16 protein-coding genes are annotated in these 23,754 nt (G+C 60.6%); 12 read left to right on the forward strand and 4 right to left on the reverse strand.

The genetic code is table 11. The features are described 5' to 3' along the window. Positions 1 to 27 precede the first annotated feature (27 nt). The 3 genes from IB252_RS18970 to IB252_RS18980 all read right to left on the reverse strand — a co-directional run bounded on the left by IB252_RS18970 (position 28) and on the right by IB252_RS18980 (position 4,914). Positions 28 to 735, reverse strand: coding sequence for an SPOR domain-containing protein (locus IB252_RS18970; RefSeq protein WP_192409896.1), 708 nt, complete (start codon positions 733 to 735; stop codon positions 28 to 30). Position 736: 1 nt separating this feature from the next. Further along, positions 737 to 2,473, reverse strand: a complete 1,737-nt coding sequence (gene argS / locus IB252_RS18975; protein WP_192409897.1) for an arginine--tRNA ligase — start codon at positions 2,471 to 2,473, stop codon at positions 737 to 739. Positions 2,474 to 2,694: 221 nt separating this feature from the next. Then, positions 2,695 to 4,914: a primosomal protein N' gene (locus IB252_RS18980; RefSeq protein WP_192409898.1), complete on the reverse strand. Its 2,220-nt coding sequence runs from the start codon at positions 4,912 to 4,914 to the stop codon at positions 2,695 to 2,697. Between the two features lie 368 nt (positions 4,915 to 5,282). On the opposite strand from IB252_RS18980, the gene rpmE reads away from it, so the two are divergent. The 3 genes from rpmE to IB252_RS18995 all read left to right on the forward strand — a co-directional run bounded on the left by rpmE (position 5,283) and on the right by IB252_RS18995 (position 7,780). Continuing rightward, positions 5,283 to 5,513 carry a 50S ribosomal protein L31 gene (gene rpmE, locus IB252_RS18985; protein ID WP_008080648.1) on the forward strand — a complete coding sequence of 77 codons (231 nt, stop codon included), beginning with the start codon at positions 5,283 to 5,285 and terminating at the stop codon, positions 5,511 to 5,513. A 14-nt stretch (positions 5,514 to 5,527) separates the two neighbouring features. Continuing rightward, positions 5,528 to 6,328, forward strand: coding sequence for a thermonuclease family protein (locus IB252_RS18990; protein ID WP_192409899.1), 801 nt, complete (start codon positions 5,528 to 5,530; stop codon positions 6,326 to 6,328). A 183-nt stretch (positions 6,329 to 6,511) separates the two neighbouring features. Next, entirely contained in the window at positions 6,512 to 7,780 is a 1,269-nt protein-coding gene (locus tag IB252_RS18995) for a malic enzyme-like NAD(P)-binding protein (protein WP_008149557.1), read from the forward strand. Positions 7,781 to 8,005: 225 nt separating this feature from the next. Here the strand turns inward: IB252_RS18995 and IB252_RS19000 are convergent, their stop codons facing one another. Then, entirely contained in the window at positions 8,006 to 10,450 is a 2,445-nt protein-coding gene (locus tag IB252_RS19000) for a penicillin-binding protein 1A (protein ID WP_192409900.1), read from the reverse strand. Positions 10,451 to 10,665: 215 nt separating this feature from the next. On the opposite strand from IB252_RS19000, the gene IB252_RS19005 reads away from it, so the two are divergent. From IB252_RS19005 to gltB, 9 genes are all read left to right on the forward strand, one after another. Then, positions 10,666 to 11,730, forward strand: coding sequence for a pilus assembly protein PilM (locus tag IB252_RS19005; protein ID WP_111449370.1), 1,065 nt, complete (start codon positions 10,666 to 10,668; stop codon positions 11,728 to 11,730). Continuing rightward, positions 11,730 to 12,296: a PilN domain-containing protein gene (locus IB252_RS19010; RefSeq protein WP_192409901.1), complete on the forward strand. Its 567-nt coding sequence runs from the start codon at positions 11,730 to 11,732 to the stop codon at positions 12,294 to 12,296. Before IB252_RS19005 ends, IB252_RS19010 begins: the two co-directional genes overlap by 1 nt. Continuing rightward, positions 12,293 to 12,916: a type 4a pilus biogenesis protein PilO gene (gene pilO, locus IB252_RS19015; RefSeq protein WP_192409902.1), complete on the forward strand. Its 624-nt coding sequence runs from the start codon at positions 12,293 to 12,295 to the stop codon at positions 12,914 to 12,916. Before IB252_RS19010 ends, pilO begins: the two co-directional genes overlap by 4 nt. After that, positions 12,913 to 13,440 (forward strand): pilus assembly protein PilP, encoded by a 528-nt coding sequence (locus tag IB252_RS19020; RefSeq protein WP_192409903.1) that lies wholly within the window; start codon positions 12,913 to 12,915, stop codon positions 13,438 to 13,440. The genes pilO and IB252_RS19020 overlap by 4 nt, the downstream gene beginning before the upstream one ends. Before the next feature lie 13 nt (positions 13,441 to 13,453). Then, positions 13,454 to 15,544 carry a type IV pilus secretin PilQ gene (gene pilQ / locus IB252_RS19025; protein WP_192409904.1) on the forward strand — a complete coding sequence of 697 codons (2,091 nt, stop codon included), beginning with the start codon at positions 13,454 to 13,456 and terminating at the stop codon, positions 15,542 to 15,544. A gap of 4 nt (positions 15,545 to 15,548) precedes the next feature. After that, positions 15,549 to 16,067, forward strand: coding sequence for a shikimate kinase AroK (aroK, locus tag IB252_RS19030; RefSeq protein WP_010464421.1), 519 nt, complete (start codon positions 15,549 to 15,551; stop codon positions 16,065 to 16,067). Positions 16,068 to 16,218: 151 nt separating this feature from the next. Further along, positions 16,219 to 17,319 (forward strand): 3-dehydroquinate synthase, encoded by a 1,101-nt coding sequence (gene aroB, locus IB252_RS19035; protein ID WP_192409905.1) that lies wholly within the window; start codon positions 16,219 to 16,221, stop codon positions 17,317 to 17,319. Between the two features lie 10 nt (positions 17,320 to 17,329). Continuing rightward, complete coding sequence (locus IB252_RS19040; RefSeq protein ID WP_111449364.1) at positions 17,330 to 18,925, forward strand: AAA family ATPase; 1,596 nt, start codon at positions 17,330 to 17,332, stop codon at positions 18,923 to 18,925. Between the two features lie 350 nt (positions 18,926 to 19,275). Further along, positions 19,276 to 23,721: a glutamate synthase large subunit gene (gltB, locus tag IB252_RS19045; protein ID WP_192409906.1), complete on the forward strand. Its 4,446-nt coding sequence runs from the start codon at positions 19,276 to 19,278 to the stop codon at positions 23,719 to 23,721. The last annotated feature ends 33 nt before the right edge of the window (positions 23,722 to 23,754 follow it).

The raw sequence follows: 23,754 nt of genomic DNA on the forward strand, positions 1-23,754 counted from the left end.
CAGATTAAGGTGCCCACAAAAAAAGGGTCAGCGGCTTTGGCGTTGTTGTAACAACAGGTTGCTGAACCCACTGCCGGCCAGTTGTTTCTGGGCCGTGGTCAGTTGCTCGCGGTTGCTGAACGGGCCGACCAATACCCTGTACCAGGTTTCGTCCTTCACGGTGCCGGATTCAACCGTCACCGCCTGGCCGAGCAGGATGATCTGGGCCCGGACCTTGTCCGCATCAGCCTCCTTGCGGAACGAGCCGGCCTGCAGGAAGAACTTGGTCACTGGCGCCGCTTTGGACACCGGCGGCGCTGGCGGCGGGGTAATCCCGGCCAGTGCGGCCTGAGCCCGCGCGGTATCGATCTTCGCCGCTTGCTCTGGCGTAACCGGCGTCGTCGGAATGGCCGGCACTTGTGGCGTCGGCAGGGTTTTCTCCGGCACGGCATCCGGCGGCACGATGACTTCCGATTCCGGCAGCAACGTGTAGAAGTCGTACTTCGGCTTCACCGGTTGCGTCGGGCTCGGCGGGGTCTTGTTGGCCTCGGCGATCTTGGTGGCTTTCTGCTGCTCGATCTTCTCGCGCTTGACGCTCTCGCTGCCCTTGCCCGGTTCCAGTTTCATCAGGAACACAACAAACGCGCCGACCGTCAGGCCGATGGCCATCCACAGCCACCCCGGGATCGGTTGCTTTGCAGGAGCTTGGTAACGGCTGGCGCCACGCTTGGGTGCAGGTTTTTTCTTGGCAGCCAACTTACATACGCTCCAGAGTTTCCAGACCCAAGAGTTCCAGGCCTTGCTTGAGAGTGCGGCCGGTCAGCGCGGCGAGGCGCAGACGACTTTGCATTTGCGCCGGGGTGTCGGCGTTGAGGATCGGGCAGTTCTCGTAGAAGCTGGAGAACAGGCCGGCGACATCGTACAGGTAGGTGCACAGGATGTGCGGCGTGCCTTTGTCAGAAACGTTGTTCAGCACTTCGCCGAACTGCGCGAGCTTCGTCGCCAGCTCGTGCTCGTGCGGTGCTTCGAGGACGATCTGGCCTTCGACTTCGCTGAAGTCCTTGCCGAGTTTGCGGAACACGCCGGCCACGCGGGTGTAGGCGTACAGCAGGTACGGCGCAGTGTTGCCTTCGAAGTTCAGCATCAGGTCGAAGTTGAAGCTGTAGTCGCTGGTGCGGTGCTTGGACAGGTCGGCGTATTTCACCGCGCCAATGCCCACAACCTTGGCGATGTTGCGCAGTTCGTCTTCGGCAAGTGCAGGGTTCTTTTCTTTCACCAGGGTGTAGGCGCGTTCCTGGGCTTCAGTCAGCAGGTCGATCAGCTTCACGGTGCCGCCGTCACGGGTCTTGAACGGACGGCCATCGGCGCCGTTCATGGTGCCGAAGCCCATGTGCTCCATTTCCATCGGGTGCGTCACGAAGCCGGCCAGGCGCGCGACCTGGAATACTTGCTGGAAGTGCAAGGCCTGACGCTGGTCGACGAAGTACAGCGCGCGATCAGCCTTCAACTTGCCGCTGCGGTAACGCACGGCCGCCAGGTCGGTGGTGGCGTAGAGGTAACCGCCGTCAGCCTTGACGATGATCACTGGCAGCGGATCGCCGTCGGCGTTCTTGAACTCGTCGAGGAACACGCACTGGGCGCCGTTGCTCTCGACCAGCAGGCCAGCGGCCTTGAGGTCGTTGACTACGTTGATCAGGTCATCGTTGTAGGCACTTTCGCCCATCACGTCGGCCATGGTCAGCTTGACGTTCAGCAGTTCGTAGATTTTCTGGCAGTGCGACAGCGAGATGTCTTTGAACTTGGTCCACAGCGCCAGGCAGTCCGGGTCGCCGGCTTGCAGCTTGACCACGAGGCCACGGGCGCGATCGGCGAACTCTGCGGATTCGTCGAAGCGTTGCTTGGCGGCGCGGTAGAAGTTTTCCAGGTCCGACAGTTCGTCGCTGGTGATCGGGTTTTCCTGCAGATACGCCATCAGCATGCCGAACTGGGTGCCCCAGTCGCCGACGTGGTTCTGACGGATCACTTCGTCGCCGAGGAATTCCAGCACGCGCGCCACGCCGTCGCCGATGATGGTCGAGCGCAAGTGGCCGACGTGCATTTCTTTGGCCAGGTTCGGTGCCGACAGGTCGACGACAGTGCGCCGCACCGGGCCCGCCTTGCGCACGCCGATATGGGCATCGGCCAGGGCGGCGTCCAGGCGAGTGGCCAAGGCCTGGGTGTTCTGGAAGAAGTTCAGAAAGCCGGGACCGGCGATTTCGGTCTTGATGACGTTTTCGTCAGCCGGCAGCGCGGCGATGATTTTCTCGGCCAGGTCGCGCGGCTTCATACCGGCCGGTTTGGCCAGCATCATGGCGATGTTGCTGGCGAAATCGCCGTGAGTCTTGTCACGGGAGTTTTCCACCTGGATCGCCGGCGACAGGCCTTCAGGCAACACACCTTCGTTGACGAGTTGGGTGATGGCTTGTTGGATCAGCTGGCGAATGGTGTCTTTCATGGTGTTCTCTTTCGACCGCAAGCGCGGCGGCGCCTGGATGCGCTAGTGGAAAAACTGGGCATTATCCGTTGCGAAGACGGGCTTGCCAACTATAGCGGGCAGGTTATGGATATGTGGTGACAAATCGGCCGCCTTCGCGAGCAAACCCGCTCCCACATTGACCGGGTGAGCGCCGCAAATCCACTGTGGGAGCGAGCCTGCTCGCGATGGCGATATCAAAATCAATACAAATCCACAGGATCGACATCCAGCGACCAGCGCACCGCCCGCCCGCTCGGCATCTGTTCCAACACCAGCAGCCAGCTGCTTAATAGTCGATGCAACGGCGCCCGGGCCGTCGCTTGCAGCAACAACTGCGCACGATAACGCCCGGCCCGGCGTTCCATCGGTGCCGGCACCGGCCCTAGCAGTTCAATCCCGGTCAGGTGTTGTTCGGCCAGCAAACGCTCGGCCTCGCTGCACGCCTCATCAAGAAAACCTTCAGCTTGCCCCGGTTTGTGCGCTTCGGCCCGCAGCAGCGTCAGGTGCGCAAACGGCGGCAGACCCGCCGAGCGACGTTCGCTCAACGCCTGTTCGGCAAAGGCGAAATAGCCCTGTTCAGTCAATTGCACCAGCAGCGGATGGTCGGCCAGGTGCGTCTGGATGATCACTTTGCCCGGCTCTTCAGCCCGGCCCGCGCGCCCGGCCACCTGGACGATCAACTGCGCCATGCGCTCGCTGGCGCGGAAGTCGCCGGAAAACAGCCCGCCGTCGGCATCGAGAATCGACACCAGCGTCACCCGTGGAAAGTGGTGCCCTTTGGCAAGCATTTGCGTGCCGACCAGAATGCAGGGCTGGCCCTTCTGAATGGTCGCGAACAGCTGATTCATGGCGTCTTTACGCGAAGTGCTATCGCGGTCGACCCGCAGCACCGGGACGTCCGGAAACAAAATCCCCAATCGTTCTTCGGCGCGCTCGGTGCCAGCGCCGACTGGCCTTAAATCGACCTTGCCGCATTTCGGGCAATGCCGAGGGACGCGCTCGACGTAGCCGCAATGGTGGCAGCGCAGTTCGCCGGAGCGCTGGTGCACGGTCATGCGCGCATCGCAGCGCTGACACTCGGACATCCAGCCACAGTCATGGCAGAGCAGCGTGGGCGCAAAACCGCGACGGTTGAGGAACACCAACACTTGTTGCCCAGCGGCCAGCGTCTGGCCGATGGCCTGCTGCATCGGCCCGGAAATGCCGCTGTCCAGTGGACGGCTTTTCACGTCCAGACGCAGGAAGCGCGGTTGCTTGGCGCCGCCGGCGCGCTCATTCAGGCGTAAGAGCCCGTATCGACCTGTGTAGGCGTTGTGCAGGCTTTCCAGCGAAGGCGTGGCGGAGCCGAGGACAATCGGGATGTTTTCCTGGCGTGCGCGCACCAATGCCAGGTCGCGGGCGTGATAGCGCAGGCCTTCCTGCTGTTTATAGGAACCGTCGTGCTCTTCATCGATGATGATCAGGCCGGGGTTCTTCATCGGCGTGAACAGCGCCGAGCGGGTGCCGATAATGATGTCGGCGTCACCATCCCGCGCAGCGAGCCAGGCTTCAAGGCGCTCGCGGTCATTGACCGCCGAGTGGATCAGCGCGATGCGTGCATTGAAGCGCTGCTCGAAGCGCGCCAGGGTCTGCGGGCCGAGGTTGATCTCCGGGATCAACACCAGCGCTTGTTTGCCTGCCTCGAGGGTTTCGCGGATCAGCTGCAAATAGACTTCGGTCTTGCCGCTGCCGGTGACGCCGGCCAGCAGGAATGCGTGATAACTGTCGAACCCGGCGCGAATCGCCTCATAGGCTGCACGTTGCTCCGGGTTGAGCGGCAGTTCCGGCTGCGCCAGCCAGTGTTCGTGGCGGGCGTCGGGGGCGTGCTTGCGGATTTCGACGTGCACCAGATCCTTGGCCAGCAGCAAATCCAGGCTGTCCTTGCTCAGCATCAGTTTGCTCAACAACTGATGGGCGACGCCATGGGGATGTTGGGCCAGGGTCGCCAGGGCCTCCCGTTGACGCGGAGCGCGAGCGATGCGCGGGTCATCAAGGCTGGCGCCGGGCGCGGCGGACCAGAAGCGCTCCTGCCGTGCTTCGGCCAGTTCGCCTTGTCGCAACAGTACCGGTAGCGCCCAGCTCAAAGTGTCGCCGAGGCTGTGCTGGTAATACTGAGACGTCCACAGGCACAGTTTGAATAGCGCTGGCGGCAGGGGTGGCGTGGCATCGAGCAGGGCCAGGGCCGGCTTGAGCTTTTCTACCGGCACTTCGCTGTGATCGGTCACCTCCACCAGAATCCCGATCATCTCCCGTCGGCCGAACGGCACCCGCAGGCGCATGCCCGGCTGCAACTGGGCACGCAGGATCCCGGCCGGGGCACGGTAATCGAACAGGCGGCGCAGAGGCGAAGGCAGGGCGAGGCGCAAAATGGCGTCGGGCACGCGGGGGATCTCGATAAGCAGGAAATAAACAGCGGGGCTGCCACCTGTGGGAGCTAACTGTGGTGAGGGGATTCAGCGAAACGTCGCACCGCCCCGTTCGGCTGCGAAGCAGTCGCAAACCAGGTGAATACGGTTTTTCTGAAACACCGTGATCACAGGTTCAGGGCCGCTTCGCGACCCAACGGGGATGAATCCCCTCGCCACAGTTCGCTCCAACAGGGACGGCGCTTTGGGCCGGGAGCCTAGCAGACGACTGGTGTAAGGGACAGCTTGCGTGATCGCAAAGGTCTGGTAGAATCCGCGGCCTAATTATGTGCGGTATTCAACAATAGTGTTGAGTGGCGGCACACTAGCCTGAGGAATACACCATGAAAGCCGATATCCATCCAGCGTACGAAACCATCGAAGTAACTTGCAGCTGCGGCAACAAGTTCGAAACTCGTTCGAACCTGTGCAAGCCACTGGGTACTGACGTATGCAACGAGTGCCACCCGTTCTACACCGGTAAGCAGAAGACTCTGGATACTGGCGGCCGTGTACAGCGCTTCGCAGACCGTTTCGGTGCTTTCGGCAAGAAAGCTCCTGCTGCTGCAGAGTAAGGTTGCAAAGCCCCATGGGCTTTACCTTGCTGATGAAAAAGGCGTCCCTCGTGGGCGCCTTTTTTGTGTCTGCGATTTGGCTTTCCGGTGCCCAGGCCTTCTGCCCGGCGCCGAGCGGGCTGACACCCGTTGTGGTGCAACGGGTAGTGGATGGTGACACGCTGCGCCTGAGCGATGGCCGTAGCGTGCGCATGATCGGTTTGAATACGCCGGAGCTGGGCAAGAAAGGTCGCTCCGACGAGCCGTTCGCGGTGGCGGCACGCCAACGCCTGGAAGCACTGGTGGCTGCAAGCGACGGACGGGTCGGTTTATTGCCCGGTAAAGAAAGCAAAGACCATTACGGCCGCACCTTGGCCCATGTCTACAGCGCCGATGGCGCGAACCTTGAAGCGCAGATGCTCGCTGAAGGACTTGGTTTCCAGGTAGCGGTCGCGCCAAATGTCGATCTGGTCGACTGCCAGCAAGCGGCGGAACACCGCGCCCGTCAGGCCGGACTCGGGTTGTGGCGTCAATCCCCTGTACTGAAAGCGGAGCAGATCAACACGTCCGGTTTCGCTGTGCTCAGCGGTCGTGTGAGCAAGGTTCAGCGCAATCGCGGCGGGGTTTGGATCGAATTGCAGGATTCGGTTGTACTGCGCGTTGCACCCAATTTGCTGGGGCAGTTCGATGTGGCGAATCTCGAGCGGCTGAAGGGCAGGCAGATCGAAGCCCGTGGCTGGGTGCTGGACCGTTCGCGGCGCGGCGGCCTGAAAGAAGGACAGGCACGCTGGCTTTTGCCCTTGACCGACCCGGCGATGCTTCAGATGGCGCAGTGATAAAAAATTGTAGACATTTTTTATTCTGATTGTGAACAGTCAATCCCTTGTGTTACGCGGCTCTTGGTCCAAAGTCGTAGGGCCGGGTGCTTGACAGGGGTGACCGGTCAGTCTTGTAGGGACTTTGCGACACGAGTATCCTCGGCGGTCCGTCTGTCCAACAGTAAAAAGCGGAATGCCCCTATGTCTGATCTGAAAACTGCCGCTCTCGAATATCACGCCCATCCCCGTCCAGGGAAGCTGAGTGTCGAGCTCACCAAGGCCACCGCTACCGCCCGCGACCTGTCGCTGGCCTACAGCCCCGGCGTAGCCGAACCAGTACGCGAAATCGCCCGCGATCCTGAACTGGCCTACAAATACACCGGCAAAGGCAACCTGGTTGCAGTCATTTCCGATGGCACCGCAATTCTCGGCCTGGGTAACCTTGGCCCATTGGCTTCCAAGCCAGTAATGGAAGGTAAAGGCGTGCTGTTCAAGCGCTTCGCCGGCATCGACGTTTTCGACATCGAAGTCGACTCCGAAAGCCCGCAAGCCTTCATCGACACCGTCAAGCGCATCTCCATCACCTTCGGTGGCATCAACCTGGAAGACATCAAGGCACCTGAGTGCTTTGAGATCGAACGTGCTCTGATCGAGCAGTGCGACATTCCGGTATTCCACGATGACCAGCACGGCACCGCGATCGTGACTGCGGCCGGCATGATCAACGCCCTGGAAATCGCTGGCAAAACCCTCGCTGACGCCAAGATCGTCTGCCTGGGCGCCGGTGCTGCTGCCATCTCCTGCATGAAATTGCTGGTGAGCATGGGTGCCAACATCGAAAACATCTTCATGGTTGACCGTACCGGCGTGATCCACTCCGGCCGTGACGACCTGAACCAGTACAAGGCTGTTTTCGCTCACTCGACTGAAAAACGCACGCTGGCCGACGCCCTGAAAGGCGCGGACGTGTTCGTTGGCCTGTCCGGCCCGAACCTGCTGAGCGCTGAAGGCCTGAAATCCATGGCGGCCAACCCGATCGTGTTCGCGTGCTCGAACCCTGATCCGGAAATCGCCCCGGAACTGGCTCACGCCACCCGTGACGACGTGATCATGGCGACCGGCCGTTCGGACTACCCGAACCAGGTCAACAACGTGCTGGGCTTCCCGTTCATCTTCCGCGGTGCCCTGGACGTTCGCGCCAAGCGCATCAACGAAGAAATGAAAGTGGCTGCGGCCAACGCCCTGCGTGAATTGGCCAAGCTGCCGGTTCCTCAGGAAGTGTGCGACGCCTACGGCGGCATCAAACTGGAATTCGGTCGTGAGTACATCATTCCGAAACCAATGGATGCTCGTCTGATCACCGTGATCTCCGATGCCGTGGCCAAGGCTGCGATCGAGACCGGCGTAGCGACCCTGCCGTATCCGAAGAACTACCCGCTCAAAAGCGTGGATGACGTGTTCAACGGCTAAGTCGTTGTAGCGCTTCAACACAAAGCCCCGGCTCTTGCGAGTCGGAGCTTTTTTTTTGCCTGCAGAGATCGTTCCCACGCCCTGCGTGGGAATGCAGCCCGGGACGCTCCGCGTCCCTTCCCACAGCCGAACGCGGAGCGTCCGTAGAGGCATTCCCACGCAGAGCGTGGGAACGATCAGCCCCGCTCTTCTTTCGAAGGCGGGGCTTTTTGCAGCGTCAGGCGATCAGAACAAATCGATCGGTGCCGCTTCATCCGCAGGCAGTGGGCTGCCCGGCGCAGTGCCGTTGCCCAGTTCGTTCGCTGACGGTGGCGTGTCTTCGGCCTTGAACAGCTCGAAGTAGGCGCCTGGCGTGCCTGGGGTGGCTGCACGGCCGCTGATCGGGTCGACTCGCAGGCTGAGAATGCCTTCCGGCTCTGGCTGCGTATGGGGCGGCAGGCCTTTGAGTGCGGCGCCCATGTAGTTCATCCAGATCGGCAGGGCGACGGTACCGCCGAACTCCTTGCGACCCAGGCTTTCAGGCTGGTCGAAACCGGTCCAGACAGTGGTCACATAATCGGCGTTGTACCCGGAGAACCAGGCGTCCTTGGACTCGTTGGTGGTACCGGTCTTGCCCGCAATGTCGCTGCGGCCCAAGGCCAGGGCGCGGCGACCGGTGCCGAGTTTGATGACGTCCTCGAGCATGCTGTTGAGGATGAAAGTGGTGCGACCATCGATGATGCGCTCGGCCACGGCCGGCGTTTGTGGCGCTGGCTGGGCAGTCAGGGCTTCGCCCGGGGTTGCGTTGACGGTGAAGGCGCTGGCCGCGACAGGAGCGGCGATGCCGTCAGTGGCGACGTTGCCTTTCGGGACGCTCGACGGGTTGGCGACGAACAGCGTGTCGCCATTGCGGCTTTCGATTTTCTCGATGATGTAGGGGGTGATCTTGTAGCCGCCGTTGGCGAAAGTACTCCAGCCGGTGGCGATTTCCATTGGCGTCAGCGTCGCGGTGCCCAGGGCCAGCGACAGGTTGCGCGGCAGGTCCTGCTTGTTGAAGCCGAACTTGCTGATGTAGTCGATGGTGCGATCAACGCCCAGCGCCTGCACCAGACGGATCGACACCAGGTTGCGCGACTTGTACAGCCCTTCGCGCAGACGGATCGGACCGAGGAAGGTGTTGGTGTCGTTCTTCGGCCGCCAGACCTTGTCCAGGTATTCGTCGACGAACACGATCGGTGCGTCGTTCACCAGGCTGGCGGCGGTGTAGCCGTTATCCAGTGCGGCGCTGTAGACGAACGGTTTGAAGCTCGAGCCCGGCTGACGCTTGGCCTGCAGGGCGCGGTTGTAATTGCTCTGCTCAAAGGCGAAGCCACCGACCAGGGAGCGAATGGCACCGTTCTGCGGATCGAGGGAAACCAGCGCGCCCTGAGCCTGCGGGATCTGGCTGAATCTCAGCGAGTTGTCCGGCTGGCGCTGCACACGAATCAGGTCGCCGACCTGCGCAACGTCCGAAGGCTGCTTCGGATTGGCGCCCATGCTGTTGGTGTTCAGGAACGGACGCGCCCATTTCATGCTGTCCCAGCCGACGTGTTCGTCACCGGTACGGGTCATCACTTGCAGGCCGGTCTTGTCGACCTGGGTGACGATGGCAGGTTCAAGGCTGCTGATGGTGCGCTGCTTGGTCAGCTCGATTGTCCAGGCCTCGCGAGTCTTGCCCGGCAGGCGCGACTCCGGTCCGCGATAACCATGACGCTGGTCGTAGGTCATCAACCCTTCGTGGACTGCGGTGTTGGCCATTTCCTGCAGGTTGCTCGGTACCGTGGTGGTGACGCGGAAACCCTCGGTATAGGCGTCGCTGCCATAACGGCCGACCATTTCGGCGCGGGCCATTTCAGCGATGTACGGTGCGTTCACTTCCGGGGTCGGCACGTGATAACTGGCGTTCAGCGGCTCGTTGATCGCGGTGGTGTAGTCGGCTTCGGTGATTTTGCCGAGCTTGTACATGCGCCCAAGGATCCAGTCGCGACGTTCCTTGCTGCGGGCCGGATTGGCCAGCGGGTTGAAGCGCGAAGGGGCTTTCGGCAGGCCGGCGATCATCGCCATCTGCGCCAGGCTGACATCACGAATCGACTTGCCGTAGTAAACCTGCGCGGCGGCCTCGATGCCGTAGGCGCGGTTGCCCAGATAGATCTTGTTGACGTACAACTCAAGAATCTCGTCCTTGGTCAGCTGCCGTTCAATCTGCAGGGCCAGGAGAATTTCGGTGGTTTTGCGTGAGAAGCTGCGTTCGCTGGTCAGGAAGAAGTTCTTCGCCACCTGCATGGTGATGGTGCTGCCGCCGGACTGAATGTGTCCGCTTTTTACCAGCTGGGTGGCCGCGCGCATCAGGCTGCTGGGGTCGACACCGTAGTGATTGGCGAAGTTGTCATCTTCAGCACTTAGTAACGCATTAATGAAATTGGGGGGAATGTCGGCGAACCGGATCGGTGTGCGGCGCATTTCGCCAAATTCTGCGATCAGCTTGTTATCGCTGCTGTAGACCCGCAAAGGAATCTGCAACTGGATGCTTCTCAGAGCCTCCACGGATGGTAAACCCGGACTAAGGTAGAGAAAGGCGCCGCTAAGACCGAGGAGCAGTCCGCAGAAAACGGCGACGATGGACCATCCGAAAAATTTCAGCAGACGAATCAAGGCTTTTGGACATCCAGGGCAAAGAATGAATTAGGCATCAGGGTTCAGATAAACAGGGAACGACCCGCGCTTGAAGTAAAAACCGGAAAAAAACGCTGGGCATTATAAGCATTTTTCCGCCGAGAGCGTCATTTGCGCTGCTGTCAAGACGGGTGGTTTGAACGCAACTGATATTACAGAGTCCGTAAGACACGGATAGTCATAGGGAATTGGTAGTGCTAGGACTCTTTAATAAAAAGGCCAATACGCTTCTGGGGATCGACATCAGCTCCACGTCGGTCAAGCTTCTGGAGCTAAGCCGCCAAGGCGACCGTTATCGGGTCGAGGCCTATGCGGTGGAACCTTTACCCACTAACGCTGTGGTCGAGAAAAATATCGCCGAGCTCGAAGGCGTAGGGCAGGCACTCGCGCGCGTGCTGCTCAAGGCCAGGACCAACCTCAAGAACGTCGCCGTGGCCGTGGCCGGGTCGGCGGTGATTACCAAGACCATCGAGATGGACGCCGGTCTTTCCGACGATGAAATGGAAAACCAGCTGAAGATCGAGGCCGATCAATACATCCCTTATCCATTGGACGAAGTGGCCATCGACTTTGAGGTCCAGGGCGTTTCTGCGCGCAATCCCGAGCGAGTCAATGTGCTGCTGGCGGCCTGTCGCAAGGAAAACGTCGAAGTCCGGGAAGCGGCCCTGGCCCTGGCCGGTCTGACAGCCCGCGTGGTCGACGTCGAGGCTTATGCGCTGGAGCGTTCCTACGGATTGCTGGCGAGCCAGCTGGCTGCCTCTCAAGAGCGTCTGACGGTAGCGGTAGTCGATATCGGCGCCACCATGACCACTCTGAGCGTGCTGCATCAGGGGCGGATCATCTACACCCGCGAGCAATTGTTCGGTGGTCGTCAATTGACGGAGGAAATCCAGCGACGTTATGGCCTGACCATTGAGCAGGCGGGGCTGGCGAAGAAGCAGGGTGGTTTGCCGGACGATTACGTCAGTGAGGTGCTGCAGCCGTTTCGCGACGCGCTGGTGCAGCAGGTGTCGCGCTCGTTGCAGTTTTTCTTCGCCTCCGGTCAGTACAACTCGGTTGATCACATTCTGTTGGCCGGCGGTACCGCATCGGTCCCAGGGCTGGACCGGTTGATCGAGCAACGATTGGGAACGCCGACGCAAGTGGCCAATCCCTTCTCCGACATGACCCTGAGCAGCAAGGTCAACGCCGGTGCCCTGGCCAGCGATGCGCCGGCACTGATGATCGCCTGCGGGCTGGCCCTCAGGAGTTTCGACTGATGGCGCGGATCAATCTTTTACCCTGGCGTGAAGAGCTGCGTGAAGTGCGCCGCAAACGCTTTTTGCTGACACTGGTCGGTGTGATGGTGGGGGCCGTGGGCGCGGTGTTGATCGCGAACCAGGCCATCAGTGGCGCTATCGATCGGCAAGTGGCTCGTAACGATTACATCGGCAAACAGATTGCCGTTGTCGACGAGCGGATTAAACAGATCAGCGATTTGAAGGCCCGTCGCCAGCAATTGGTCGAGCGCATGCGCATCATCCAGGACCTGCAAGGCAACCGGCCGATCAGCGGGCGTATTTTCGATCAACTGGCGCGGACGCTGCCTGACGGTGTGTATTTCACTGAGGTGAAAATGGCCGGCAAGTCCTTGTCCATCACTGGTGCGGCGGAGTCCAACAATCGTGTGTCAGACCTGATGCGCAATCTGGATGCGTCCGATTGGTTTGATGCGCCCAGCCTCACGGAAGTCAAAGCGACGACCGCCGGTCAGCTGGATCAGGCCAACGTCTTTCAGCTGACCGTTCGTCAGGCTCAGCCCGCCGCTACGGAGGGCGGCAAATGAGGCTGTCTGACTGGTTCGAAGGCCTGCGCAAGATCGACATCAATGACCTGGACACCAATAACATGGGTTCCTGGCCGCCAGCCATCAAGGCACTGGCGGGTATCCTGCTCATGATTCTGGTGTTTTCACTGGGCTACAGTTTTTCCATCAGCGACCTTCAGAGCCAGCTCGAACTCAAGCGCGAGGAAGAGTCGACCCTCAAGGAGCAATTCGCCGACAAAGCCCATATGGCGGCGAACCTGGAGCTGTATACGCAGCAGATGAAGGAAATGGAGAACTCCTTTGGCGTGCTGCTGCGGCAATTGCCCAGTGACACCGAAGTGCCCGGCCTGCTGGAGGACATCACGCGCACCGGCCTGGGCAGTGGCCTGGAGTTCGAAGAGATCAAACTGCTGCCGGAGAACACGCAGCAGTTCTACATCGAACTGCCGATCCAGATCACCGTCACCGGTGCCTATCATGACCTGGCCACCTTCGTCAGCGGAGTCGCCGGGCTGCCACGGATTGTCACCCTGCATGACTTCGACCTTGCGCCGGCCAACCCGGAAGGTGGTCCGAAGTTGCGCATGAGCATCCTCGCCAAGACTTACCGCTACAACGACAAGGGGCTGCAAAAATGAGCCCGACTCGTTGTTTTTCGATGGTTGTGTTGGTCGCCAGCCTGGCTGGTTGCGGCAGCGACAATGACTTCAGCGACCTGGACGCGTACATGAACGAAATGCGTTTGCGTGCGCCCGGCAAGATTGAACCAACGCCGACATTTCGGTCTTACCCAACATTCACCTACAGCGCCGCCAACCTGCGAAGCCCGTTTTCCCGGCAGATCAGAGTCGATCTGGCCGGCCAGAAACACGGCTCGCGCAACGTCAAACCTGACCCGAACCGGGTCAAACAGTACCTCGAAGGTTTCAACATCGAGCAGTTTGAAATGGTCGGAACGATCGCCAATGCGACCGGCTCCTTTGCGCTGCTGCGCGGGGCGGGCGGGGTACATCGGTTGAAAGTCGGCGATTACCTGGGGCGTAACGATGGGCGGATCGTCGCCATCAGTGGCTCGCAGGTCGATGTGGTCGAAATCGTTCCCGACGGCGAAGGCGCCTGGCTGGAGCGGCCGCGGACCATCCCTTTGAAAGAGCACTCATAGTGGAACTCGAAAAATGAACAGGATTTTCTCAACCTTCGGTATTTCGCTATGGATAGCGTTGCTGTCGCCGATGGTGCTAGCGGCCAACCTCAAAGCGCTGGATGTAGCGGCGCTGCCGGGGGACCGCGTCGAGTTGAAGTTGTCGTTCGATGAGCCGCCACCGTCGCCTCACGGTTACACCACGGAATCGCCTGCACGGATTGCGCTGGATCTGCCTGGCGTTGTCAGTCAGCTAAAAAGCAAAAGTCGTGAGCTGGGTGGCGGAAATGCCCGTAGCGCCACGGTGGTGCAAGCCAAGGATCGTACGCGGCTGATCATCAATCTGACCCAGTTGACGCCGTACAACGCACGGGTCGAAGGCAACACGCTGTTCGTGGTGGTCGGGCAAGGCGCCAACAAAACGGCCTCCAGCCCGGCGCCAAAAACCCCGCGCACAGCGACTGCAACGCCAGCCCCGGCGAAAGCCTATGCGCCGGTAGGCAAGGCCATCCGGGGTGTGGATTTCCAGCGTGGCACCCAGGGCGAAGGCAATGTGGTCATCGATCTGTCGGATCCTTCCATCGCCCCGGACATTCAGGAGCGCGACGGCAAGATCATCCTCGGTTTCCCCAAGACCCAATTGCCTGAACCGTTGCGTGTGCGTCTGGACGTCAAGGATTTCGCCACCCCGGTGCAGTTCGTCAACGCCAGCGCCACGGGTGATCGGGCCACGATCAGCATTGAACCCAGCGGCGCCTTCGATTATTCGACTTACCAGACCGACAACAAGCTGACTGTCAGCATCCGGCCGATGACCGTCGATGACCTGCAGAAACGCAACACCGAACGCTTCGCCTACACCGGTGAAAAGCTCTCGCTGAATTTCCAGGACATTGATGTGCGTTCGGTGCTGCAACTGATCGCCGATTTCACCAACCTCAATCTGGTGGCCAGCGACACGGTGCAGGGCGGCATCACGCTGCGTTTGCAGAACGTGCCGTGGGATCAGGCGCTGGATCTGGTGTTGAAAACCAAGGGCCTGGATAAGCGCAAGATCGGTAATGTTTTGTTGGTGGCGCCGGCCGATGAAATCTCTGCCCGCGAGCGTCAGGAGCTGGAGTCACAGAAGCAAATCGCCGACCTGGCCCCCCTGCGTCGCGAGCTGTTGCAGGTCAACTACGCCAAAGCTGCCGATATCGCCAAGCTGTTCCAGTCGGTGACCAGTGCCGAGGCAAAAGCCGACGAGCGGGGCTCGATCACGGTGGATGAGCGGACCAACAACATCATTGCCTACCAGACCCAGGATCGCCTCGATGAACTGCGCCGCATCGTCGCGCAACTGGATATTCCGGTGCGTCAGGTGATGATCGAGGCGCGCATCGTCGAAGCCAACGTCGACTATGACAAAAGCCTCGGCGTGCGCTGGGGTGGATCGATCCAGAACAAGGGCAACTGGAACACCTCAGGCGTCAGCAATAATGGGGCGAATGCTTCATCGACCATCGGTACGCCTGGTAGCACCAGCACCAACTCGCCGTTTGTCGACCTGGGCGCCGCCGGCAACACCTCGGGGCTCGGCATCGCTTTCATCACCGACAATGTGCTGCTGGATCTTGAGCTGACGGCCATGGAAAAAACCGGCAACGGCGAAATCGTCTCGCAGCCCAAGGTGGTCACCTCGGACAAGGAAACCGCGAAAATCCTCAAGGGCACAGAGATTCCCTATCAGGAAGCCAGCTCCAGCGGCGCTACCTCGGTGTCGTTCAAGGAGGCCTCGCTGTCTCTGGAAGTGACGCCGCAGATCACTCCGGACAACCGGATCATCATGGAGGTCAAGGTCACCAAGGACGAACCGGACTACCTGAACAAGGTGCAGGATGTGCCGCCGATCAAGAAAAACGAGGTCAATGCCAAGGTCCTGGTCAACGACGGCGAGACCATCGTGATTGGCGGGGTTTTCTCAAATACTCAGAGCAAGGTTGTAGATAAGGTGCCATTTCTCGGTGATGTGCCGTATCTTGGCCGCCTTTTCCGGCGTGACGTGGTTTCGGAGAAAAAATCCGAGCTGCTGGTATTCCTCACTCCGCGTATCATGAATAACCAGGCGATTGCTGTGAGTCATTGATTCTGTGCGAAATTTGATTCTTGTTGGACCGATGGGGGCTGGAAAAAGCACCATCGGCCGGTTGCTGGCCAAAGAGCTGCGCCTGCCGTTCAAAGATTCCGATAAGGAAATTGAATTGCGCACGGGCGCTAATATCCCGTGGATTTTCGATAAGGAAGGCGAGCCGGGCTTTCGTGACCGCGAGCAGGCGATGATCGCCGAGCTGTGTGGGTGCGACGGCGTGGTGCTGGCGACCGGTGGCGGCGCGGTGATGCGCGAGGCCAATCGCCGGGCGCTGCACGCCGGCGGGCGGGTGGTTTATCTGCATGCGTCTGTCGAGCAGCAGGTGGGCCGCACGTCCCGCGATCGCAATCGACCCCTGTTGCGTACCGCCGATCCGGCCAAGACCCTTCGGGATCTGCTGGCGATCCGCGATCCGCTTTATCGGGAAATCGCCGATCTGGTGGTGGAAACCGATGAGCGGCCGCCGCGAATGGTGGTGCTCGATATTCTCGAACGCTTGCAGCAGCTACCTCCCCGTTAAAGCGCAGCGCGAAATGCGCTATCCTCGGCGTCCTGTCATGGCCGCTCAAGGTTGTGGCAGATGGCTACCGAGCGGCGTCATACCAGCAGACGCCGTGGACATTCGTTAACTCAAGGCAGGACGCCTGATTCCATCTTCACTGTGGGGACACATGCAGACACTCAAGGTCGATCTAGGCGAGCGCAGCTACCCGATTCATATTGGCGAAGGTTTGTTGGATCAGCCTGAGCTGCTGGCCCCGCACATCCGCGGACGGCAAGTGGCGATCATCTCCAACGAGACCGTTGCGCCGCTCTATCTCGAGCGTCTGACCCGCAGCCTCGCACAGTTCTCGGTGGTTTCCGTGGTGCTGCCGGACGGCGAAGCGTTCAAGACCTGGGAAACCCTGCAACTGATTTTCGACGGTCTGCTGACCGCGCGGCACGACCGCCGTACCACGATCATCGCCCTCGGTGGCGGCGTGATTGGTGACATGGCCGGTTTTGCTGCCGCCTGCTACCAGCGTGGTGTCGATTTCATCCAGATTCCGACCACGCTGCTGTCGCAAGTCGACTCTTCGGTGGGCGGCAAGACCGGGATCAACCATCCGCTGGGCAAGAACATGGTTGGCGCTTTCTATCAGCCGAACGTGGTGCTGATTGATACCGCGACCCTCAATACCCTGCCGGCCCGCGAACTCTCCGCCGGGCTTGCTGAAGTCATCAAATACGGGCTGATCTGCGACGAGCCGTTTCTGACCTGGCTCGAAGAAAACGTTGATCGCCTGCGTGCTCTGGATCAAGTAGCTCTGACTTACGCCATCGAGCGCTCTTGCGCGGCCAAGGCTGCGGTGGTCGGTGCCGACGAACGGGAGACCGGTGTTCGCGCCACGCTTAACCTGGGTCATACCTTCGGCCACGCCATCGAAACCCACATGGGCTATGGTGTCTGGCTACATGGTGAGGCGGTCGCTGCTGGCACCGTAATGGCCTTGGAAATGTCCGCGCGCCTGGGCTGGATCAGCGAGCAAGAGCGCGATCGCGGCATTCGTCTGTTCCAGCGTGCCGGCCTGCCGGTTATCCCGCCTGAAGAGATGACAGAAGCCGATTTTCTCGAACACATGGCAATTGACAAGAAAGTGATCGACGGTCGTTTGCGCCTGGTGCTGCTGCGCCACATGGGCGAAGCGGTGGTGACCGACGATTATCCGAAAGAGGTTTTACAGGCCACGCTGGGAGCGGATTACCGCGCTCTGGCTCAGCTTAAAGGTTAATAAGATCCCGATGACTAGTTTGCACGCCGACGAGGCTTTCCTCGGCCATTACCAGTTGAGTCATGACCCTTTTTCTCCACGGGTGCCTGGCTTCAAATTCTTCCCGGCCCAGCGCAAACCGGTGCTGGGGCAACTGCATCACCTGGCACGCTACAGTCAGTTGTTGCTGGTCGTCACCGGCCCGCAAGGCAGTGGCAAGACGCTGTTGCGTCAGGCCCTGGTGGCCAGCACCAACAAGCAGTCGGTGCAGAGCGTGGTGGTTTCTGCCCGTGGCGCCGGTGATGCGGCCGGCGTGCTGCGTCAGGTGGCTCAGGCGCTGAACGTCGCCCAGGCCGAGATCGGCGCGATTCTGGCTCAAGTGGTGCAACTTGCACTGACGGGGCAGGAAGTCTATCTGCTGGTGGATGACGCCGAGCAACTCGACGAGTCCGCGCTGGAAGCCTTGCTGGCCCTGGCCGCCGGTGCGCCGGAAGGTCGCCCGCATGTGTTCCTGTTCGGCGAGTCGTCGTTGATTGCTCAACTGGATGCGCTGAGCCTCGAGGAAGAGCGTTTCCACGTCATCGAATTGCAGCCTTACACCGAAGAAGAAACCCGCGAATATCTGGACCAGCGACTCGAAGGCGCCGGCCGGGGTATCGAACTTTTCACCGCAGATCAGATCTCTGATATTCACGAAAGCTCCGACGGTTGGCCTGGCACCATCAACCAGGTTGCCCGCGATGCGATGATCGAAGCCATGATTGCCAGCCGCTCAGCGGTGAAGCGTCCAAGTATGGGGTTCAACATGCCGAAGAAACACGTATTGGCGATTTCCGCTGTTGTCGTGGTCGCGGTAGCCGCCGCCTGGTTGATGCCGGGTCGCAGCAAAGCACCGACCACTGGCGCACCTGCCAACGAACAGGCGCAACTGCCGCTCGGCCAGGGCACGCCACAACCTAACAGCGGCGGCGCGCCTGCCGTCGAATTCGCCGGTAACTCGCAACCGATGCCATTGCCGCTGGTCGGCAACTCGCAGCCGGTCATGCGCGGTCCGCTGGCCGAAGCCGCCGGTGGCATCACCGAAGGCGATGACGGTGTGCCGGTCGAAGGCTCGAGCGCTACGCCGCCGACCGTGACGACCACCGCGCCGCCTGCGGGCGTCCAGCCTGGCCCGGCACCGACACCTGCCGCCAAGCCTGTGCCTGCGCCGACTCAGGTCGCGACGGCCAAGCCAGTCCCGGTTGCGCCTGCCGTGAAGCCGGCTCCAGTGCCAGCCAAACCAGCCGCCGCTGCTGCTGCCAAGCCTGTCGAGAAACCAGCCACCGTGGCCAAGGCCGCTGGCGGCACCTGGTACTCAGCGCAAGCGCCGGGTAACTACGTGGTGCAGATCCTCGGCACCAGCTCCGAAGCGGCCGCGCAATCCTTCGTCAAGGAGCAGGGCGGCGAGTACCGTTATTTCAAGAAAGTCCTCAACGGCAAGCCGCTTTACGTCATCACTTACGGTAGCTTCGCCAACCGCGATGCAGCCGTTACCGCCATCAAGGCCTTGCCAGCGAAGGTTCAGGCTGGTAAACCTTGGCCTCGCACTGTCGCCAGCGTCCAACAGGAACTGGCAACAACTCGCTGAAGATTCGGCGGCCTTACCCAGGCCGCCTCTCCAAGCACCTCAAAATTTCTGCAAGTGCGCGCCGCCTCTACAGGCCGCGTGCCTTGTGGTGTCTGCGTCACAGTAGTCTTTGAGTCGTTGCGGTCAAAATTAAAAAAGTTTTGACTAGCACAGCATATCGCTTTAAACCTTTCACAAATGCGACATAGATTTGCGACAGTTCGTCGTCAAATTTGTGAGCCTCCGTGTCGGTGTGTACAATGACCTCCCTTTTGCCCCCGCAAAGCTGGCGTACGTTCGGCGCGGATGGTAAGTGGTTGAATTGAAAAGAAATTTGCCTCGATAAGAGGCAGCCTGGTGAGAAAGTGTCTATGAAAGCAGGTCTGTACCAACCAGATGAATTCAAGGATAACTGCGGTTTCGGCCTGATAGCCCATATGCAGGGCGAGCCCAGTCATACCCTTTTGCAAACGGCCATCGAGGCCCTGACCTGCATGACCCACCGCGGTGGGATCAACGCCGACGGCAAGACCGGTGACGGTTGCGGTCTGCTGATTCAAAAGCCGGATGTGTTCCTGCGAGCCATCGCCCAGGAAACCTTCGGCGTCGAACTGCCCAAGCAATATGCAGTGGGCATGGTCTTCTTCAACCAGGACCCGGTCAAAGCCGAAGCCGCTCGCGAGAACATGAACCGCGAGATCCTCGCTGCTGGCCTGACCCTCGTCGGCTGGCGCAAAGTGCCGATCGACACCAGCGTCCTCGGTCGCCTGGCCCTTGAGCGCCTGCCGCAGATTGAACAAGTGTTCATCGCCGGCGATGGCCTGAGCGATCAGGACATGGCCGTCAAGCTGTTCACCTCCCGTCGTCGCTCGTCCGTGGCCAACGCCGCCGACGCCGATCACTACGTCTGCAGCTTTTCGCACAAGACCATCATTTATAAAGGCCTGATGATGCCGGCGGATTTGACCGCCTTCTATCCAGACCTCAGCGACCAGCGCCTGCAGACCTCGATTTGCGTGTTCCACCAGCGCTTCTCGACCAACACTTTGCCGAAATGGCCGCTGGCTCAGCCGTTCCGCTTCCTCGCCCACAACGGCGAAATCAACACCATCACCGGTAACCGCAACTGGGCCGTGGCCCGTCGCACCAAGTTCACCAACGACCTGATGGACCTGGAAGAACTCGGCCCGCTGGTCAACCGTGTCGGTTCCGACTCCTCCAGCATGGACAACATGCTTGAGCTGATGGTCACCGGTGGCATCGACCTGTTCCGTGGTGTGCGGATGATCATTCCGCCTGCGTGGCAGAACGTCGAAACCATGGACCCGGACCTGCGTGCATTCTACGAATACAACTCCATGCACATGGAGCCGTGGGACGGCCCGGCCGGCGTGGTCATGACCGACGGTCGTTACGCGGTGTGCCTGCTCGACCGTAACGGTCTGCGTCCGGCGCGTTGGGTCACCACCAAAAACGGCTTCATCACCCTGGCCTCGGAAATCGGTGTCTGGAACTACCAGCCTGAAGACGTGATCGCCAAGGGCCGCGTTGGCCCGGGTCAGATCTTCGCCGTGGACACCGAAACCGGCCAGATCCTCGACACCGACGCCATCGACAACCGCTTGAAGTCGCGTCATCCGTACAAGCAATGGCTGCGCAAGAATGCCCTGCGCATCCAGGCGACCATGGAAGACAACGACCACGGTTCGGCCTTCTACGACGTCGACCAGCTCAAGCAGTACATGAAGATGTACCAGGTCACTTTCGAAGAACGTGATCAGGTGCTGCGTCCGCTCGGCGAGCAAGGCTACGAAGCCGTCGGCTCGATGGGCGACGATACGCCGATGGCCGTGCTGTCCCAGCGCGTGCGCACGCCGTACGACTATTTCCGCCAGCAGTTCGCGCAGGTCACCAACCCGCCGATCGACCCGCTGCGTGAAGCCATCGTCATGTCGCTGGAGATCTGCCTCGGTGCCGAGCGCAACATCTTCCAGGAGTCGCCGGAACACGCCTCGCGTGTGATCCTCAGCTCGCCGGTCATTTCTCCGGCCAAGTGGCGCTCGCTGATGAACCTCGATCGTCCGGGCTTCGAGCGCGCGATCATCGACCTCAACTACGACGAAAGCGTCGGCCTCGAAGCGGCGATCCGCAACGTTGCCGATCAGGCTGAAGAAGCCGTGCGCTCCGGTCGCACCCAGGTCGTGCTGAGTGACCGTCACATTGCCCCGGGCAAATTGCCGATCCACGCTTCCCTGGCCACCGGCGCGGTGCACCACCGCCTGACCGAAAAAGGCCTGCGTTGCGACTCCAACATCCTCGTGGAAACCGCGACGGCTCGCGATCCGCATCACTTCGCCGTGTTGATCGGTTTTGGTGCCTCGGCGGTCTATCCGTTCCTGGCCTACGAAGTGCTGGGCGACCTGATCCGTACCGGTGAAGTGCTGGGCGACCTCTATGAGGTGTTCAAGAACTACCGCAAAGGCATCACCAAAGGTCTGCTGAAGATCCTGTCGAAGATGGGCATCTCGACCATCACGTCGTACCGCGGCGCGCAATTGTTCGAAGCCATCGGCCTGTCCGAAGAAGTCTGCGAGCTGAGCTTCCGTGGCGTTCCGAGCCGCATCAAAGGTGCGCGTTTCGTCGACATCGAAGCCGAGCAGAAAGCCCTGGCGGCCGAAGCCTGGAGCCCGCGCAAGCCAATCCAGCAGGGCGGTTTGCTGAAGTTCGTCCACGGTGGCGAATATCACGCGTACAACCCTGACGTGGTCAACACCCTGCAAGCCGCTGTGCAGCAGGGCGACTACAGCAAGTTCAAGGAATACACGGCGCTGGTGGACAACCGTCCGGTGTCGATGATCCGTGACATGTTCAAGGTCAAAACCCTGGACACGCCGCTGGACATCAGCGAGATCGAACCGCTGGAATCGGTGCTCAAGCGCTTTGACTCCGCGGGCATCTCCCTCGGCGCCTTGTCGCCGGAAGCTCACGAAGCCCTCGCCGAAGCGATGAACCGCCTCGGAGCGCGTTCCAACTCCGGCGAAGGCGGCGAAGACCCGGCGCGTTACGGCACCATCAAGAGCTCGAAAATCAAACAGGTCGCGACTGGCCGTTTCGGTGTGACCCCGGAGTACCTGGTCAACGCTGAAGTGCTGCAGATCAAAGTCGCTCAGGGCGCCAAGCCCGGCGAAGGTGGTCAGCTGCCAGGCGGCAAGGTCAACGGTCTGATCGCCAAACTGCGTTACGCAGTGCCGGGCGTGACCCTGATCTCGCCTCCACCGCACCACGACATTTATTCGATCGAAGACTTGTCGCAGCTGATTTTCGACCTGAAACAAGTCAACCCGAAGGCCCTGGTCTCGGTGAAACTGGTAGCAGAAGCAGGCGTCGGCACCATCGCCGCCGGTGTGGCCAAGGCCTACGCGGACTTGATCACGATCTCCGGCTACGACGGCGGCACCGGTGCATCGCCGCTGACCTCGATCAAATACGCGGGCGCTCCGTGGGAACTCGGCCTGGCCGAAACCCACCAGACCCTGCGCGGCAACGACCTGCGCGGCAAAGTGCGGGTACAAACCGACGGCGGTTTGAAAACCGGCCTCGACGTGATCAAGGCAGCGATCCTCGGCGCTGAAAGCTTCGGCTTCGGCACCGCGCCAATGATCGCGCTGGGCTGCAAATACCTGCGTATCTGCCACCTGAACAACTGCGCCACCGGTGTCGCGACTCAGAACGAGAAGCTGCGCAAGGATCACTACATCGGTACCGTCGACATGGTGGTGAATTTCTTCACCTACGTCGCCGAAGAAACCCGTGAGTGGCTGGCCAAACTGGGCGTGCGCTCCCTCGAAGAGCTGATCGGTCGTACCGATCTGCTGGACATCCTCGAAGGCCAGACCGCCAAGCAGCAACACCTGGACCTGACCCCGTTGCTGGGCAGCGATCACATCCCGGCAGACAAGCCTCAGTTCTGCCAGGTCGACCGCAACCCACCGTTCGACAAAGGCCTGCTGGCCGAGAAAATGGTCGACATGGCCACCTCGGCCATCAACGACATGAGCGGCGCCGATTTCGCCCTGGATATCTGCAACTGCGACCGTTCGATCGGCGCGCGGATCTCCGGTGAAATCGCTCGCAAGCATGGCAACCAAGGCATGGCGAACGCACCGATCACCTTCCGCTTCAAAGGGACGGCCGGTCAGAGCTTCGGCGTGTGGAACGCTGGTGGCCTGAACATGTACCTGGAAGGCGACGCCAACGACTACGTCGGCAAAGGCATGACCGGCGGCAAACTGGTCATCGTTCCGCCGAAGGGCAGCGTCTACAAGACTCAGGACAGTGCCATCATCGGCAACACCTGCCTGTACGGCGCCACTGGCGGCAAGCTGTTCGCCGCCGGTACCGCGGGCGAGCGTTTCGCCGTGCGTAACTCCGGTGCTCACACCGTGGTGGAAGGCACGGGCGATCACTGCTGCGAGTACATGACCGGTGGTTTCGTCTGCGTATTGGGCAAGACCGGTTACAACTTCGGCTCAGGCATGACCGGTGGTTTCGCCTATGTGCTCGACCAGGACAACTCCTTCGTTGACCGGGTCAACCACGAACTGGTGGAAATTCAGCGGATCAGCGGTGAGGCGATGGAAGCCTATCGCAGCCACCTGCAACGCGTGCTGAACGAATACGTCGAGGAAACCGACAGCGAGTGGGGTCGTAACCTCGCTGAAAACCTCGATGACTATCTGCGTCGTTTCTGGCTGGTCAAGCCCAAGGCTGCCAACCTGAAATCGTTGCTTTCCAGCACCCGTGCCAACCCGCAGTGATATGCGCCTGAAGAGTTTGATGAGGTTTTAACA

This window comes from Pseudomonas sp. PDM10, assembly GCF_014852295.1.
In the GTDB taxonomy this organism is placed as follows: domain Bacteria; phylum Pseudomonadota; class Gammaproteobacteria; order Pseudomonadales; family Pseudomonadaceae; genus Aquipseudomonas.

Excerpts from the sequence above, each read along its gene's own strand:
- pilO (WP_192409902.1), top strand. The coding sequence starts at position 12,293 with ATGAGGCTGTCTGACTGGTTCGAAGGCCTGCGCAAGATCGACATCAAT.
- IB252_RS19040 (WP_111449364.1), top strand. The coding sequence starts at position 17,330 with ATGACTAGTTTGCACGCCGACGAGGCTTTCCTCGGCCATTACCAGTTG.
- rpmE (WP_008080648.1), top strand. The coding sequence starts at position 5,283 with ATGAAAGCCGATATCCATCCAGCGTACGAAACCATCGAAGTAACTTGC.
- pilQ (WP_192409904.1), top strand. The coding sequence starts at position 13,454 with ATGAACAGGATTTTCTCAACCTTCGGTATTTCGCTATGGATAGCGTTG.
- IB252_RS19010 (WP_192409901.1), top strand. The coding sequence starts at position 11,730 with ATGGCGCGGATCAATCTTTTACCCTGGCGTGAAGAGCTGCGTGAAGTG.
- argS (WP_192409897.1), bottom strand. The coding sequence starts at position 2,473 with ATGAAAGACACCATTCGCCAGCTGATCCAACAAGCCATCACCCAACTC.
- IB252_RS18990 (WP_192409899.1), top strand. The coding sequence starts at position 5,528 with ATGGGCTTTACCTTGCTGATGAAAAAGGCGTCCCTCGTGGGCGCCTTT.
- gltB (WP_192409906.1), top strand. The coding sequence starts at position 19,276 with ATGAAAGCAGGTCTGTACCAACCAGATGAATTCAAGGATAACTGCGGT.
- aroB (WP_192409905.1), top strand. The coding sequence starts at position 16,219 with ATGCAGACACTCAAGGTCGATCTAGGCGAGCGCAGCTACCCGATTCAT.
- IB252_RS18995 (WP_008149557.1), top strand. The coding sequence starts at position 6,512 with ATGTCTGATCTGAAAACTGCCGCTCTCGAATATCACGCCCATCCCCGT.
- IB252_RS19020 (WP_192409903.1), top strand. The coding sequence starts at position 12,913 with ATGAGCCCGACTCGTTGTTTTTCGATGGTTGTGTTGGTCGCCAGCCTG.